A 13744-nucleotide genomic window follows, 5' to 3' on the forward strand; every position below is an offset into this window, starting at 1 on the left:
AGGTGGGCGGCGCGGCCCGGACGGGGAGGTGGCAGGCAAGTGGTGGATCAGCTGACACAGCACGATCCGCGGCGTATCGGTCCGTTCGAGGTGCTGGGACGGCTCGGTGCCGGCGGCATGGGGCTGGTCTATCTCGCGCGCTCGGCGTCCGGCCGGCGCGTGGCGATCAAGACCGTCCGTACGGAGCTCGCCGAGGACCAGCTGTTCCGCGTCCGCTTCTCGCGTGAGGTCGAGGCCGCCCGTGCGGTCTCCGGCTTCTACACGGCGGCCGTGGTCGACGCCGACGCCCGTGCGGCCGTGCCGTGGCTGGCCACCGCCTACGTCCCCGCGCCCTCGCTCGAGGAGATAGTGAACGACTGCGGGCCGCTGCCGGCCCAGGCGGTGCGCTGGCTGGCGGCGGGTGTCGCCGAGGCGCTGCAGTCGATCCACGGCGCCGGGCTGGTGCACCGCGACCTGAAGCCGTCGAACGTGCTCGTCGTGGAGGACGGCCCCCGGGTCATCGACTTCGGCATCGCGTCCGGCGTCTCGAACACCCGTCTGACGATGACGAACGTGGCCGTGGGCACGCCCGCCTACATGTCGCCGGAGCAGGCGAAGGACTCGCGCAGCGTGACCGGCGCGAGCGACGTCTTCTCCCTCGGCTCGATGCTCGTCTTCGCCGCGACCGGGCACCCGCCCTTCCACGGCGCCAACCCGGTCGAGACGGTCTTCATGCTGCTCAGGGAGGGCCCGGACCTGGAGGGCCTGCCCGACGAGCTGCGCCCGCTGATCGAGTCCTGCATGCAGATGGAGGCCACGGGCCGGCCCAACCCGGCCGACCTCCAGGCCCAGCTGGCACCCCACCTCTTCGGCTCGGGCTCCGACGACAGCGGTACGGCCTCGGCCTGGCTGCCGGAGAAGGCGGTCGCCCTCATCGAGGGGCGGCGCAACGGCCGTCCCGCGGTCAAGCCCGGCACCCAGGGCGGCGGCCGCAGCGGTGGCGGCGCGCGGCCCGGAGGTGTACCGCCGCTGCCCTCGCACGACCCCGTGGTGCCGGTCCCCGTCGGCGTCCCCGACACCGGACCGGTCCGGCTGGCCGGCGCCCAGGTGCCCATCGGGCCCGGGCCGCGGGTCTCCGACGTGCGCGCCGCCGCCGTGAAGGCGCCCCCTCCCGAGGCGGCGCTGGCCGGCTCCTGGTCCAAGCCGCGCCCCGGCGTCAACGGCGCCGACCCCGTCGTGCCCACGGCGCTGCCCTCCGCGCCCCCCGAGGCGCCGGCGGGCTGGCGCCCCTGGCGCTTCCGGATGTCGAACGACGTGTGGGGCACCCCCTCGGTCGCCGGCGACCTCGTCTACGTCACCTCCTTCGAGGTGCACGCCCTGGACGTGGCCACCGGCCGCCGCCGCTTCAAGACCCGGGACGTCGCCTGGTCGATGGCGATCGCGGACGGCCGCATCCACGCCTCCGACGGGCCCACCCTGTTCGCCCTGGACTGCCGTGAGGGCGCGGACCTGTGGCGGCTGTCCACGGACGCCTGGGTCTACTCGCTCCAGGCCGACCGGGGCACGGTCGTCACCGGCACGCGCGGCGGCGGCGTCCAGGCGTGGGAGGCCTCCAGCGGCCAGAAGCTGTGGGAGCTCACCGGCGCCCAGACCGACTTCGAGTCGCCCGAGGCCGGTCCCGCCGTGCACGACGGCACCGTCTACGTCTGGCAGGACGCCCGGCTGCGCGCCCTGGACGCCCGCACCGGCGACGAGCGCTGGTCGTACCCGATCGGCGACGCGGCCTCCTGCGGCGGGGTGCCGCTGCGGGCGACGTACGCGCCGGACGGCCATGTCTATGTCTGCGCCGGCAGCCGGGTCCTGGCGATCGACGTGGCCACCGGCCGCGTGCGGTGGCACTTCGAGGCCCCGGCGGTCTTCCTCAGCCCGCCCACCTTCGCGCCGGGCCCCGCGGTGACCGGCGGCGGCATCTACCTCGCCGACTACCTCGGCACGGTCTACGCCCTCGACGCCACCGACGGCCGCGACCGCTGGCGCATCGCCACCGAGTCCCGGGCGTCGATCGAGCCGGTGCTGGTGGCGGCGGGCCATGTGCACGTGGGCAGCGGCAAGGGGCTGTACACCCTGGACGCGGTCACCGGCACGCCCAAGTGGCGCTTCCAGTCGGGCGGCGAGATCGTGGGCGCCCCGGCGGTCGCCGAGGGCCGTATCCACTTCGGCTCGACCGACCATCTGCTCTACACGCTGAAGGCCGACGACGGACGGCTGCGCTGGAAGCTCGCCACCGGCGGCGAGATCACCGGTTCGCCGGTGGTCAGGGACGGCGTCGTGTACGCGTGCAGCAAGGACCGGTGCGTGTACGCGCTGGACGCGGAGAAGGGCACCGGGACGGCGCGCACCACGTAGGCGTTTCGGTGACGGCCGTCGAACGGGTTCACGGAAGGGTCCAGACGGCGGCCGTCCAGGCAGACGCTACGCCGGGTACGCGACGGATGCCACGCGGTGACATGGTCGTGACAGGTGATCGATAGTGTCTCCGCATGCATCTACGGGGGCGCAGGCTCAAGTTCACGGCGGTACTGGGATTCGTGGTCCTCTCGCTGACCGGGTTCACCGGACACGGGCACCACGGCATCGGCAAGAGCCACGGGAGCAGCGGGGGCGGCTGCAGCAGCGGCTCGCAGGACCACGACAGCTCGACGTCGCACCGGCACACCTACTACGACGATGACGACGACTACGGCAGCACCGGCTCCGGCGGTTCGGGAGTCTCCTCGACGCCCACCGCGACGCCGCTCCAGGACGCGACCACCAGGCTGGTGAGCTGCGCGACCGTCAAGCAGCCGTACGCGACCGTCGAAGTCACCAACCCGAACGGCACCTCGGGCACCTTCTCGGTCGACGTGACCTTCAAGGACGCGAACGGCGGCGACGTCGACACCCGGCTCGACCAGGTGGACGTGCCGGCGGGCGGAACGGTGACGGTGCACGAGTACGTGAGCGGGAGCGCCGCCCGCGTCGACCACTGCGACCTGGACGACGTGGCCCAGCCGGTGAGCTGACGTCAGCGCGTGCGGAACGCCGGGCGGCGGGCGGTGAACAGCTCCGCCTGCCGTTCGCCCGGCAGGTTGCCCAGTGCGATCAGGTGCGGCGCCTGGGCGAAACCGGCCGCGATCGCCTGCTCCCTGGCGGCCCACAGGGCCCGTACGGTGCCCTGCACACCCTCGGGCGGGTGTCCCGCGATCACCGCGGCGCGGGACGTGGCCGCCGCCAACGCCTCGCCGGGGGCGGTGAGTTCGGAGACCAGGCCGATGTCGTGCGCGCGCTGCGCGGAGATCCGCTCCGCCGTGCCCATGAGCATCATCCGGGCCACTTCCCCGTACGGCATCCGCAGCGCCATCAGCACCGACTCGTAGGCGCTGACCATGCCGTAGGTGGTGTGCGGGTCGAAGAAGGTGGCGGTGGTGTCGGCGACGAGGAAGTCGCTCTCGCCGAGCAGGTAGAAGGCACCCCCGCAGGCCATGCCCCGCACGGCGGCGATCACCGGTTTCCAGAGGTCGTTGGACTTCGGGCCGACGCGCAGGAGCGGGTCGTCCGCCATGTAGGGGGAGGAGGGCTGCGGCACGACGGCGTCCCGGTCCAGCCCGGTGCAGAACGCCCGCTCGCCCGCCCCCGTCAGCACGACGGCCCGAACGGAGTCGTCGAACCGCACCTCCCGCCAGACCTCGCGCAGTTGGTCCCGCATGGTGAGGTCGACGGCGTTGAGCCGGTCCGGGCGGTCGAGGGTGACGACCGCGACGCCGGTGTTTTTGTCGGCGGTGAGCCGCACGGCGCTCGTCATGCGCGCTCCAGGACCCACCGCGGCAGCCCGTCCGCGTCGAACACGACCTGCACCCGGGCGCCGATCCGGATGCGCTCGGGCGGCACGGAGTCGAGGCGGGCGCCGGCCTCGGCGACCAGGTTGCCGACCAGCCGGATGCGGGGCGCCTCGGCGAGCTCGACCACGACCACGTTGTACGGTGCCTGCTCGGCGTAGCCGGGCAGCAGGGGCGGGTGCGGGACGACGTAGGACCAGATGCGGCCCTGGCCGCACACCCTGCGCCACTCGCTCTCGAAGGACCGGCAGTGCGGGCAGCAGGGGCGGGGCGGGAAGCGGAGCTCGCCGCAGGAGGCGCAGGCCTGGACGCGGAGTTCGCCCTGGCGCGCGTAGCCCCAGAAGGGGGCGCCGTCGGCGTCGGTGACGGGGGAGAGCACCGTGGATCAACTCCTCAGGAGCAGCGCGGAGGTGGGGACGCCCTCGCCGGCGGTGACGAGGCAGGTGGCGGCGCCGGGGACCTGCGCGGTGCTGGTGCCGCGCAGCTGCTTGACGCCCTCGTTGATGAGGTTGAACCCGTGCACGTAGGCCTCGCTGAGCCCGCCGCCGCCGGTGTTCACCGGCAGCCGGCCGCCGATCTCCAGGGCGCCCTGCTCGGTGAAGGCGCCGCCCTCGCCCCGGCCGCAGAAGCCGTAGCCCTCCAGGGAGAGCGGTATGAGCGCCGTGAACGCGTCGTAGATCTGGGCCACGTCCACGTCCTGCGGTGTGAAGTCGGCGTGCTTCCACAGGTGGCGGGCGGCGGACCAGGCGGGGCCGGTGAGCGGGTCGTCGTTCCAGTAGTTGACCATGCCGTGGTGCTGCGCGGGCAGGCCCTGGGCGGCGGAGTGGACGTAGACGGGGGTGCGGCGGCAGTCGCGGGCCCGTTCCGCGGAGACGACCACGCAGGCCAGCGCCCCGTCCGTCTCCAGGCAGTTGTCGAACAGGCACAGCGGCTCGCTGATCCAGCGGGAGGTCATGTACATCTCGCGGGTCAGGGGCCGCTCGTACATGATCGCGGCGGGGTTCTGGTTGGCCCGGTTGCGGCAGGCGAGCGCGACGTTGAACAGGTGGTCCCGGGTGGCGCCGAACTCGTGCATGTAGCGCCGGGCGAGCATGGCGATCTCGTCGACCGGCCGCAGCAGGCCGAAGGGCCGGGTCCACTGGGCGGGCGTGGGCAGTTGGACGGTGGTGTTGCGCCAGGGCCGGGGCCCGCTGCCGCGCTTGCGGGAGCGCCAGGCGACGCCGACGCTCGCCTGGCCGGTGGCGATGGCGGTGGCCAGATGCGCGACGGTGGCGCACGAACCGCCTCCGCCGTAGCCGACCTTGCTGAAGAAGGTGAGGTCGCCGAGGCCGACCGCCTTCGCCAGCTCGACCTCGTCGGTCTCCTCCATGGTGTACGAGGCGAGGGCGTCGACCTCGCCGGGGTCGATGCCGGCGTCGTCGAGGGCGGCGAGAACGGCACGGCAGGCCAGGGTTCTCTCGTCGTCCGGAAGGTTCCTGGCGAAGGGTGTCTGACCGATGCCGACGATCGCGGTGGCGTCCTTGAGGCCGGTGCCTGACGTCATGCTGCGCGCACCTCCGCATGCTGAAGCGGCTGCTGACAGGCCGTCAGGCTACAGCTAATCTGACGGGTAGTCAGCTAGTGGTTCTGGAGGTCGTGGTGCGCGGTGACTTGGAGTGGGGGAGCATCCCGGAGCTCGTCCGGTCCGCGGCCGGTCGGTACGCGGACGTGGAGGCGGTGGTGGACGGGCGCACGAGGGTCTCGTACGCCGAACTCGGCGCCCGCGTCGAGCGGTCGGCGGCGGCCTGCATGGCGGGCGGGGTCGCGCCGGGCGACCGGGTCGCCATCTGGGCCCCGAACTCGCTGGACTGGATCGTGGCGGCGCTCGGCGCGGTGTCGGCGGGCGCGGTGCTGGTGCCGCTGAACACCCGCTTCAAGGGCGGTGAGGCGGCCGACGTGCTGCGGCGCAGCGGGGCGCGGCTGCTGTTCGTGACCGGCACGTTCCTGGGGACGTCGTACGTGGCGTCGCTGCGGCGGGAGATCGCCCGGGGGCGGGGGCTGCCGGACCTGGAGCAGGTGGTGGTGCTCTCCGACGACGCGCCCGCCGACTTCCGCACCTGGAAGGACTTCCTGGCCGGCGGCGACGGGGTGGGCGAGGCGGAGGTACGGGCGCGCGAGGCGGCCGTGGACGGCTCCCAGCCGTCGGACATCGTCTTCACCTCCGGCACGACGGGCCGCCCCAAGGGCGCGGTGATCACGCACGCGCAGACGCTCAGGGCCTACGAGATCTGGTGCGATCTCGCCGGGCTCAGGCGCGGCGACCGCTATCTGATCGTGAACCCCTTCTTCCACACCTTCGGCTACAAGGCCGGCGTGCTCGCCTGTCTGATGCGGGGGGCGACGATGATCCCCCAGCCGGTCTTCAACATCGACACCGTGCTGGCGAACATCGCCGCGGAGCGGGTGTCGGTGCTGCCGGGCCCGCCGACCCTGCACCAGTCCCTGCTGGACCATCCCGCCCGCGACACCCACGACCTCTCGGCCCTGCGGCTGGTGGTGACGGGCGCCGCCGTGGTGCCCCTGCGGCTGGTGGAGCGGCTGCGCGGGGAGCTGGGCGTGGAGACGGTCCTGACGGCGTACGGCCTCTCGGAGGCCAGCGGCATCGTGACGATGTGCCGGCGCGGCGACTCCCCGGCGGTCATCGCCTCGACGTCCGGGCGGGCGATCCCGGGCACGCAGGTGCGGGTGGAGGCGCCGGCGGGACGGCCCGGCGAGGTCCTGGTGCGCGGCTTCAACGTCATGCGCGGCTACTACGAGGACGCGGCGGCCACGGAGCGGACGCTGACCGAGGACGGCTGGCTGCGCACCGGGGACGTGGGCGTGCTCGACGAGGACGGCAACCTGCGCATCACCGACCGCATCAAGGACATGTTCATCGTCGGCGGCTTCAACGCCTATCCGGCGGAGATAGAGCAACTGCTCGGCCTGCACCCGGCGGTGGCGGACGTCGCGGTCGTCGGCGTACCGGATCCGCGGCTGGGCGAGGTCGGCAAGGCCTACGTCGTCCGGCGGGCAGGCTCGGTGCTCACGGGCGACGACCTGATCGCCTGGGCCCGGCGCGAGATGGCCAACTACAAGGTGCCGCGGCAGGTGGAGTTCCTGGCGGAGCTGCCGCGCAACGCGAGCGGCAAGGTGGTCAAGGGGGAGCTGCGCGGCCGGACCGGCTAGGTCCCGTCGCGCGGCGCACGGGGACCGCGGCGGCTCCCCTCCGCGCCGCCGCGGTCGATCCCCTTGCGGGGAGCCCTACTTGGCCGGCTTGAACGGCTCCGAGGTGGCGTGCAGGTCCTTGGTCTCGACCGGCTCGTCGGTGGCGTGCAGGTCGTCCGTCGTCACGGGCTCGTCCGTGGCGTGCAGGTCCTCGGTGGTCGCCCCGCCGTCGGTGGTGCCGGTGGCGTGCAGGTCGGCGGGCTTGAGCTGGTCGCTCATGGTCGTCAACTCCCCTTCGGGACGGATCACATGGATGGATGGGCAGGGCCCGCCCGGTCACTCCCCCGAGGGTGGCCGGACGGGCCCTTCCGGGGCGCTCACACTAGTTGCCTGGTGGAGGCCCCTCAGCAGTGACCCGTCTGCCCCCCGACGCGACGGATCGACTGGGTCCAGCATGGCGCGCGGCGATAAACGAACGATGAACGCCGCGGCGCGGTGCGTCAGGCCGCCTGAACCGGTGTCAGCAGGGCCCGTACCTCGCCGGCCTCGGGCGAGCCCAGCTCGTCGTAGATCCCCATGGCCTCGCGCCAGCAGACCTGGGCGCGGCCGGTCTGGCCGATGCCGGCGAGGGCGCGGCCCAGGACGGTCAGGACGTTGCCCCGGCGCCACTCGCCGCCGATGCCGCGCAGCACGGTCAGCGCCATTTCGGCACTGGCGGCGGCCTGCGCGGGGCGCCGGGCGGCGAGGTCGACCTCGGCCAGGCGGAACAGGCTCATGCCCTCCCACAGGCGCTGGCGGCTGTCGCGGAACACCTCCAGCGCCTCGTGCAGCCGCGCGGTCGCGGAGTCCAGCTCGCCGCTCTGGGTGAGCGCCAGGCCCAGCGCGTACCGGGCGTTGGCGCCGCGCATGGTGTTGCCCATGGCGTCGTAGATCTCGATGCCCTCGCGGGCGAGCGCGACCGCGCTGCCCGTGCGCCCGGTGGCGAGGTGGATGCGGGAGAGGTTGCACAGGGCGCTGGCCTCGCCGGGGCGGTCGCCCAGTGTGCGGAAGTGCTCGATGGCCTGCGAGAGGTGCTCCTCGCCGTCCTGGTGGCGGCTCTGGTAGAGCGCGATGATGCCGAGCGCGTTGCTCGCCCAGCAGACCGGCAGGAGGTCGCCCGCCTGCCGCGCGAGGAGGGTGGCGCGCTCGGCCTCCTGGCCCGCCTGCTCGAAACGGCCGCTGACGTGGTGGACGTTGACCAGCGTCGTCAGCGCGCGCGCCTCGGCCCGCGGGTCGCCGTGCAGCCGGGCGGACTCCAGCACCGCCTCCGCGGTCGCCTCGTAGCCCTTGGAGTTGGCGCCCGACTCGGACAGGTCGTGCGCGGCCCAGAGCAGGTCGATGGCGCGCGCGAGGGTCTCCGGGCGGCCCGCGGACTGCGCGACGCAGGCCAGCAGGCAGACCGCCTCCGCGTACAGCCAGTCCTGCGCCTCGTGCCGGTCCTTGAAGCCGAGGCCCGGATACGACGCCGGCTCCAGGTGGTCCACCAGCCGGTCGCCCGGCCGCTCCGTCGCGTACACCCCGGCCGCCGTGGCCAGGTAGAAGTCCAGCAGCCGGGACATCGCCGCGAGCCGCTCGCTGGGCGGCCACTCGTCGCGCTCGGCGCACGCACGCGCGTAGAGCCGGACCAGGTCGTGGTACCGGTAGCGGCCCGGCGCCGCCGACTCCAGCAGCGAGGTGTCGACGAGGGACTCCAGCAGGTCCTCCGTCTCCTCCGGCGGCAGGTCGAGGACGGCCGCGGCCGCCGCGAGCGAGATGTCCGGGCCGTCCGCCAGGCCCAGCAGCCTGAACGCCCGTGCCTGGGGCGGCTCCAGCGCGCCGTAGCCGAGTTCGAAGGTCGCCTTGACCGCGAGGTCGCCGGCCTGCAGCTCGTCCAGGCGGCGGCGCTCGTCCGCGAGCTTCGCGGCCAGGACCGAGACGGTCCAGGTGCGCCGGGCCGCCAGCCGCGAGGCCGCGATCCGGATGGCCAGCGGGAGGAAGCCGCACGCCGCGACGACGTCCAGGGCGGCCTCCCGCTCGGACGCCACCCGCTCCTCGCCCACGATCTTCGTGAACAGCGACAGCGCCTCGTCCGGCGACATCACGTCCAGGTCCACCAGGTGCGCGCCGGCCAGGTCGACCATCCGCACCCGCGAGGTCACCAGGGCCGCGCAGCCCTCGGTGCCGGGCAGCAGGGGCCGCACCTGGGCCGCGTCCCGGGCGTTGTCCAGCAGCACCAGCACGCGGCGGCCGTCCAGGACCGAGCGGTACAGCGCCGCCCGCTCCTCCAGGGAGTCGGGGATCGCCGAGTCCGTGGTGCCGAGCGCGCGCAGGAAGGAGCCCAGCACCGTCTCCGGCTCCGCCGAGGCCGCCCCGGCGCCCTGGAGGTCGACGTAGAGCTGCCCGTCCGGGAAGGCGGCCCGGGCCTGGTGGGCGACGTGCACGGCGAGCGTCGTCTTGCCGACGCCGCCGATGCCCGCGACCGCCGAGACGGCCATGACGCGGCCCTCGGCCGAGGCCAGCACCTCGCCCAGCTCGGCCACGAAGGCCGAGCGGCCCGTGAAGTCGGGGACGGTCGCCGGGAGTTGGGCGGGCCGCACCGGCGCGACGGCCGGTTCGGCCGCCGGAGAGGGGGGCTCCGCGAGACCCGGGTCGGCCCGGAGGATGCGCTGCTGGAGTTCGCGCAGGCCGGACCGCGGGTCCACGCCCAGCTCGTCGGCGAGCAGCTGCCGGGTGTCCGTGTAGACGGCCAGGGCCTCGGCCTGCCGGCCGCTGCGGTACAGCGCCAGCATCAGCAGCTCGCGCAGCCGCTCGCGCAGCGGGTGCGCGGCGGTCAGCGCGGTCAGCTCCGACACGGCCTCCGCGTGGCAGCCCTGCTCCAGGTCCATGTCGAGGCGGGACTCCAGCAGTTGCAGCCGCCACTCCTCCAGGCGCACCCGCTGCGCGTCCGCGTACGGGCCCGGCACCCCGGCCAGCGCCTCGCCCTCCCACAGCGCGAGGGCCCGGCCCAGCACCGCGCGCGCCCGGCCCAGGTCGCCGGCGCCACGCGCCTTCTCCGCCTCGGCCGCCAGCTCCTGCGCCACCGCCAGGTCCAGCGCGCCCTCGCCGAGCCCGCGCACCGCGTACCCGCCGGACTCGCTCACCAGGACCCCGGGGTCCAGCACCTTGCGCAGCCGGGAGGCGTACGTCCGCAGCGCCGCCAGCGCCTGCGACGGCGGCTCCTCGCCCCACAGGGCGTCGATCAGCTCGGCCGCGGTCGCGGTGCGGCCCTCGCGCAGCAGCAGGGCGGCGAGCAGGGCGCGTTGCTGAGGGGAGCCGGTGCCGACGGCCTCCTCGCCGCGCCGGGCCCGTACCGGACCGAGCACGGCGAAGCTCAGCGCGGCAGGCTCCGCCGAGGAGCCGGCACGCCTCTGCTCCGGCACTCGCGGTACACCGTCCATCGCCGTCCCCCTAGACACAGTGAGCAACTCCGTCAGTCTGCCTTGTCCATGGCGGATGCGTCAGCTGTGGAGAGCGCGCTCACAGCCGGACGCGCGGGATATCACAAGGCCCACACCCGGTCTTCGCACACTTCCGGACAGACCCGAGCAACGAGATCCCCACGACACGCATAGCTGACGGACCGTCAGATCAGCGCTACCGTGGCCGCCATGGACACCCAACCCGGCACCCAGGCCACGTTTCCCCTGATCATCTCCGTCGACGACCACACCGTGGAGCCCGCCGACGTCTGGACCAGCCGCCTGCCGAAGAAGTACCAGGACACCGGACCGCGCATCGTCCGCGCCCCGCTGAAGGAGATGTCCTTCCTGGGCGGCCGGTTCAGGCCGGTGATGGGCGGACCCGGCGACGACGGCCCGATCGGCGACTGGTGGGTCTACGAGGACCTGCACCGCCCCCTCACCCGCCTGGACACGGCGGTCGGCTGCAGCAGGGACGAGATCAAGCTCGAGATCATCACCTACGAGCAGATGCGCCCCGGCTCCTACGACGTCCCGCAGCGCCTGGCCGACATGGACGTCAATCACGTCCAGTCCGCCGTCTGCTTCCCGACCTTCCCGCGCTTCTGCGGCCAGACCTTCACCGAGGCCAAGGACCGCGAACTCGGCCTGCTGTGCGTGCGGGCGTACAACGACTGGATGGTGGAGGAGTGGTGCGGCCCCGAGGCGCGGGGCCGGCTGATACCCCTCACGCTCATCCCGCTGTGGGACCCCGAGCTCGCCGCCGCCGAGGTGCGGCGCAACGCGGCCCGCGGGGTGCGTGCGGTCGCCTTCTCCGAGATACCGCCCTACCTGGGCCTGCCCTCCATCCACGGCGACGACTGGGACCCCTTCCTCGCCGCCTGCGACGAGACCGGCACGGTCGTCGCCATGCACATCGGCTCCAGCAGCCGCATGCCCTCGACCTCCAAGGACGCGCCGCCCGCGGTCGGTTCGACCATCACCTTCGCCAACTGCTGCTTCTCCATGGTCGACTGGCTGATGAGCGGCAAGTTCGAGCGCTTCCCGAACCTCAAGGTGATGTACGCCGAGGGCCAGATCGGCTGGATCCCGTACATCCTGGAGCGCGCGGACGTCGTCTGGGAGGAGAACCGCGGCTGGGGCGGGGTCGCCGACAAGGTCCACCGCCCGCCGTCCGAACTCTTCGCCGAGCACGTCTACGGCTGCTTCTTCGACGACGCCTTCGGGCTCAGGAACCTCGACGCCATCGGCCTGGCCAACGTCCTGTACGAGACGGACTACCCGCACTCCGACTCGACCTGGCCCAAGTCCCGCGAGGTGGGCGAGGCGCAGATGGGCCATCTGGCACCGGACGTGGTGGAGCGGATCGTGCGCGGCAACGCCATCGACCTGCTGGGCCTGACCGGCGAGGGACTGTGGAGCGGGGCGCGGTGAGCGCCGGCCTGGTGTACGGCATCCAGCTGCCCGTCCAGTCCCAGAGCACGATCTACGCCGAGGACTGGGAGGCGGACGCGGGTCCCGGGGACCTGGTGGAGATCGCCCGCACCGCCGAGCGCGCCGGCTTCGACTACGTCGCGAGCTGCGACCACGTCGCCATCCCGCGTCGCCTGGCCTCCGCCATGAGCACGATCTGGTACGACCCGGTGGCCACGCTCGCCTACCTCGCGGGCGTGACCGAGCGCGTGCGGCTGCTCAGCCACGTCGCCGTGGTGGGGCTGCGCCACCCCCTGCTGAGCGCCAAGCAGTACGCGACCCTCGACCACCTCAGCGGAGGCCGGCTGATCCTCGGCGTCGGGGCCGGGCACGTCCGCGAGGAGTTCGAGGTCCTCGGCGCCGACTTCGAGCGGCGCGGGGCCGTGCTCGACGAGACCGTCGACGCCCTGCGCGCCGCGCTCGGCCCGCAGGAGTACCCCGAACACCACGGCAAGCTCTACGACTTCGAGGGCCTCGGCCAGCGCCCGAGGCCGGCCCAGGAGAAGGTGCCCGTCTGGGTCGGCGGCTCCTCGCCCGCCGCCGTGCGCCGGGCCGCGCTCAGGGGCGACGGCTGGCTGCCGCAGGGCGATCCGCGCGACCGGCTGCCCGGACAGATCGCCACCCTGAAGCGGCTGCGCGCCGAGGCCGGCATCGAGGACCCGGTCACCGTCGGCGCCATCACCGAGCCGCTGTACGTCGGCGCCCCCTCCTGGGACGTCGGGCGCCGCACCCTCACCGGCTCCCCGGACCGGCTCGCGGAGTCCCTGCGGGCCTACGGGGCGATGGGAGTGCACCAGATCCAGGTGCGCTTCCGCTGCCGCAGCCGGAGCGAACTCACCGACCAGATGGCCGCGTTCGGCGCCGACGTGGCGCCCCACCTCTGAGGAGTACCGCATGGGCAAGCTGGACGGACGCGTCGTCATCGTCACCGGAGCGGCGCGCGGACAGGGGGAGCAGGAGGCCCGCCTGTTCCGGGCGGAGGGGGCCGAGGTCGTGGTCGCCGACGTCCTGGACGAACAGGGCGGGGCGCTCGCCGAGGAGCTGGGGGCCCGCTACGTCCACCTGGACGTGAGCCGGGAGGACCAGTGGCGCTCGGCGGTCGGCACGGTCAAGAACGCCTTCGGCCGCGTCGACGGGCTGGTCAACAACGCCGGCATCCTGCGCTTCAACTCCCTGCTCGACACCCCGCTCGAGGAGTTCATGCAGGTCGTGCAGGTCAACCAGGTCGGCTGCTTCCTCGGCATGAAGACGGTGGCGCCGGTGATGGAGGACGGCGGCACCATCGTCAACACCGCCTCCTACACGGCCGTGACCGGCATGGCCGCCGTCGGCTCCTACGCCGCCACCAAGCACGCCATCCTTGGCCTCACCCGGGTCGCCGCCCTGGAACTGGCCGACCGGCGCATCCGGGTCAACGCGATGTGCCCCGGCGCCGTCGACACCGCGATGTCCAACCCCGCCCAGCTGGATCCGACGGCGGACGTGGAGGGGATGAGCCGGGCGCTGGACGAGCTGTACCGCAAGCTCGTGCCGCTCGGCCGGATCGGGCGGCCGGAGGAGGTGGCCCGCCTCGCCCTCTTCCTCACCTGCGACGACTCCTCCTACATCACCGGGCAGCCGTTCGTGATCGACGGGGGCTGGCTGGCGGGCGTCTCCGTCGTCTGACCAACATCTGACAGGCCGTCAGCTATTGACGGTGCATGCGGGCGGTGCAACAGTTCGGCGGCAGAGAATCTGACGGTGCGTCAGGAACGT

The 13744-nt window shown here is 73.4% G+C and carries 11 protein-coding genes; 6 read left to right on the top strand and 5 right to left on the bottom strand.

Features of this window, described 5'->3' with window-relative positions; all coding sequences use genetic code 11:
- Positions 1-39 precede the first annotated feature (39 nt).
- Both ACFU97_RS06645 and ACFU97_RS06650 read left to right on the top strand, forming a co-directional pair.
- The gene (locus ACFU97_RS06645) at positions 40-2385 is read left to right on the top strand and encodes a PQQ-binding-like beta-propeller repeat protein (RefSeq protein WP_384251803.1); all 2346 of its coding nucleotides are present in this window, start codon (positions 40-42) and stop codon (positions 2383-2385) included.
- A 134-nt stretch (positions 2386-2519) separates the two neighbouring features.
- Positions 2520-3041 carry a hypothetical protein gene (locus tag ACFU97_RS06650; RefSeq protein ID WP_384251806.1) on the top strand — a complete coding sequence of 174 codons (522 nt, stop codon included), beginning with the start codon at positions 2520-2522 and terminating at the stop codon, positions 3039-3041.
- Between the two features lie 2 nt (positions 3042-3043).
- Here ACFU97_RS06650 and ACFU97_RS06655 read toward each other — a convergent pair whose 3' ends face one another.
- Genes ACFU97_RS06655 through ACFU97_RS06665 form a run of 3 tightly spaced genes read right to left on the bottom strand, consistent with a single transcriptional unit; the run spans position 3044 to position 5397 of the window.
- Positions 3044-3820, bottom strand: coding sequence for an enoyl-CoA hydratase/isomerase family protein (locus tag ACFU97_RS06655; RefSeq protein WP_384251808.1), 777 nt, complete (start codon positions 3818-3820; stop codon positions 3044-3046).
- Entirely contained in the window at positions 3817-4233 is a 417-nt protein-coding gene (locus tag ACFU97_RS06660; protein WP_384251811.1) for a Zn-ribbon domain-containing OB-fold protein, read from the bottom strand. The genes ACFU97_RS06655 and ACFU97_RS06660 overlap by 4 nt, the downstream gene beginning before the upstream one ends.
- Positions 4234-4239: 6 nt before the next feature.
- A complete protein-coding gene (locus ACFU97_RS06665; protein WP_384251814.1) occupies positions 4240-5397 on the bottom strand; it encodes a lipid-transfer protein in 1158 nt (385 codons plus the stop codon).
- Between the two features lie 95 nt (positions 5398-5492).
- Between ACFU97_RS06665 and ACFU97_RS06670 the strand changes: the two genes are divergently transcribed.
- A complete protein-coding gene (locus tag ACFU97_RS06670; protein WP_384251816.1) occupies positions 5493-7061 on the top strand; it encodes a FadD3 family acyl-CoA ligase in 1569 nt (522 codons plus the stop codon).
- Positions 7062-7136: 75 nt separating this feature from the next.
- Here the strand turns inward: ACFU97_RS06670 and ACFU97_RS06675 are convergent, their stop codons facing one another.
- Positions 7137-7319 carry a hypothetical protein gene (locus ACFU97_RS06675; protein ID WP_384251819.1) on the bottom strand — a complete coding sequence of 61 codons (183 nt, stop codon included), beginning with the start codon at positions 7317-7319 and terminating at the stop codon, positions 7137-7139.
- Positions 7320-7540: 221 nt separating this feature from the next.
- A complete protein-coding gene (locus ACFU97_RS06680; RefSeq protein ID WP_384251822.1) occupies positions 7541-10495 on the bottom strand; it encodes a BTAD domain-containing putative transcriptional regulator in 2955 nt (984 codons plus the stop codon).
- A 210-nt stretch (positions 10496-10705) separates the two neighbouring features.
- Between ACFU97_RS06680 and ACFU97_RS06685 the strand changes: the two genes are divergently transcribed.
- The 3 genes from ACFU97_RS06685 to ACFU97_RS06695 are packed head-to-tail and all read left to right on the top strand — an operon-like array spanning position 10706 to position 13654.
- Positions 10706-11950, top strand: coding sequence for an amidohydrolase family protein (locus tag ACFU97_RS06685; RefSeq protein ID WP_384251825.1), 1245 nt, complete (start codon positions 10706-10708; stop codon positions 11948-11950).
- On the top strand, positions 11947-12873 hold the full coding sequence (locus ACFU97_RS06690) for an LLM class F420-dependent oxidoreductase (RefSeq protein WP_384251828.1): 927 nt from the start codon (positions 11947-11949) through the stop codon (positions 12871-12873). The genes ACFU97_RS06685 and ACFU97_RS06690 overlap by 4 nt, the downstream gene beginning before the upstream one ends.
- Before the next feature lie 10 nt (positions 12874-12883).
- Entirely contained in the window at positions 12884-13654 is a 771-nt protein-coding gene (locus ACFU97_RS06695; protein WP_384251830.1) for an SDR family NAD(P)-dependent oxidoreductase, read from the top strand.
- Positions 13655-13744: the final 90 nt, after the last annotated feature.

Origin of the sequence: Streptomyces sp. NPDC057616 (assembly GCF_042800575.1) — a bacterium.
GTDB lineage: Bacteria > Actinomycetota > Actinomycetes > Streptomycetales > Streptomycetaceae > Streptomyces.

Excerpts from the sequence above, each read along its gene's own strand:
- ACFU97_RS06685 (WP_384251825.1), top strand. The coding sequence starts at position 10,706 with ATGGACACCCAACCCGGCACCCAGGCCACGTTTCCCCTGATCATCTCC.
- ACFU97_RS06695 (WP_384251830.1), top strand. The coding sequence starts at position 12,884 with ATGGGCAAGCTGGACGGACGCGTCGTCATCGTCACCGGAGCGGCGCGC.
- ACFU97_RS06650 (WP_384251806.1), top strand. The coding sequence starts at position 2,520 with ATGCATCTACGGGGGCGCAGGCTCAAGTTCACGGCGGTACTGGGATTC.
- ACFU97_RS06655 (WP_384251808.1), bottom strand. The coding sequence starts at position 3,820 with ATGACGAGCGCCGTGCGGCTCACCGCCGACAAAAACACCGGCGTCGCG.
- ACFU97_RS06665 (WP_384251814.1), bottom strand. The coding sequence starts at position 5,397 with ATGACGTCAGGCACCGGCCTCAAGGACGCCACCGCGATCGTCGGCATC.
- ACFU97_RS06675 (WP_384251819.1), bottom strand. The coding sequence starts at position 7,319 with ATGAGCGACCAGCTCAAGCCCGCCGACCTGCACGCCACCGGCACCACC.
- ACFU97_RS06680 (WP_384251822.1), bottom strand. The coding sequence starts at position 10,495 with ATGGACGGTGTACCGCGAGTGCCGGAGCAGAGGCGTGCCGGCTCCTCG.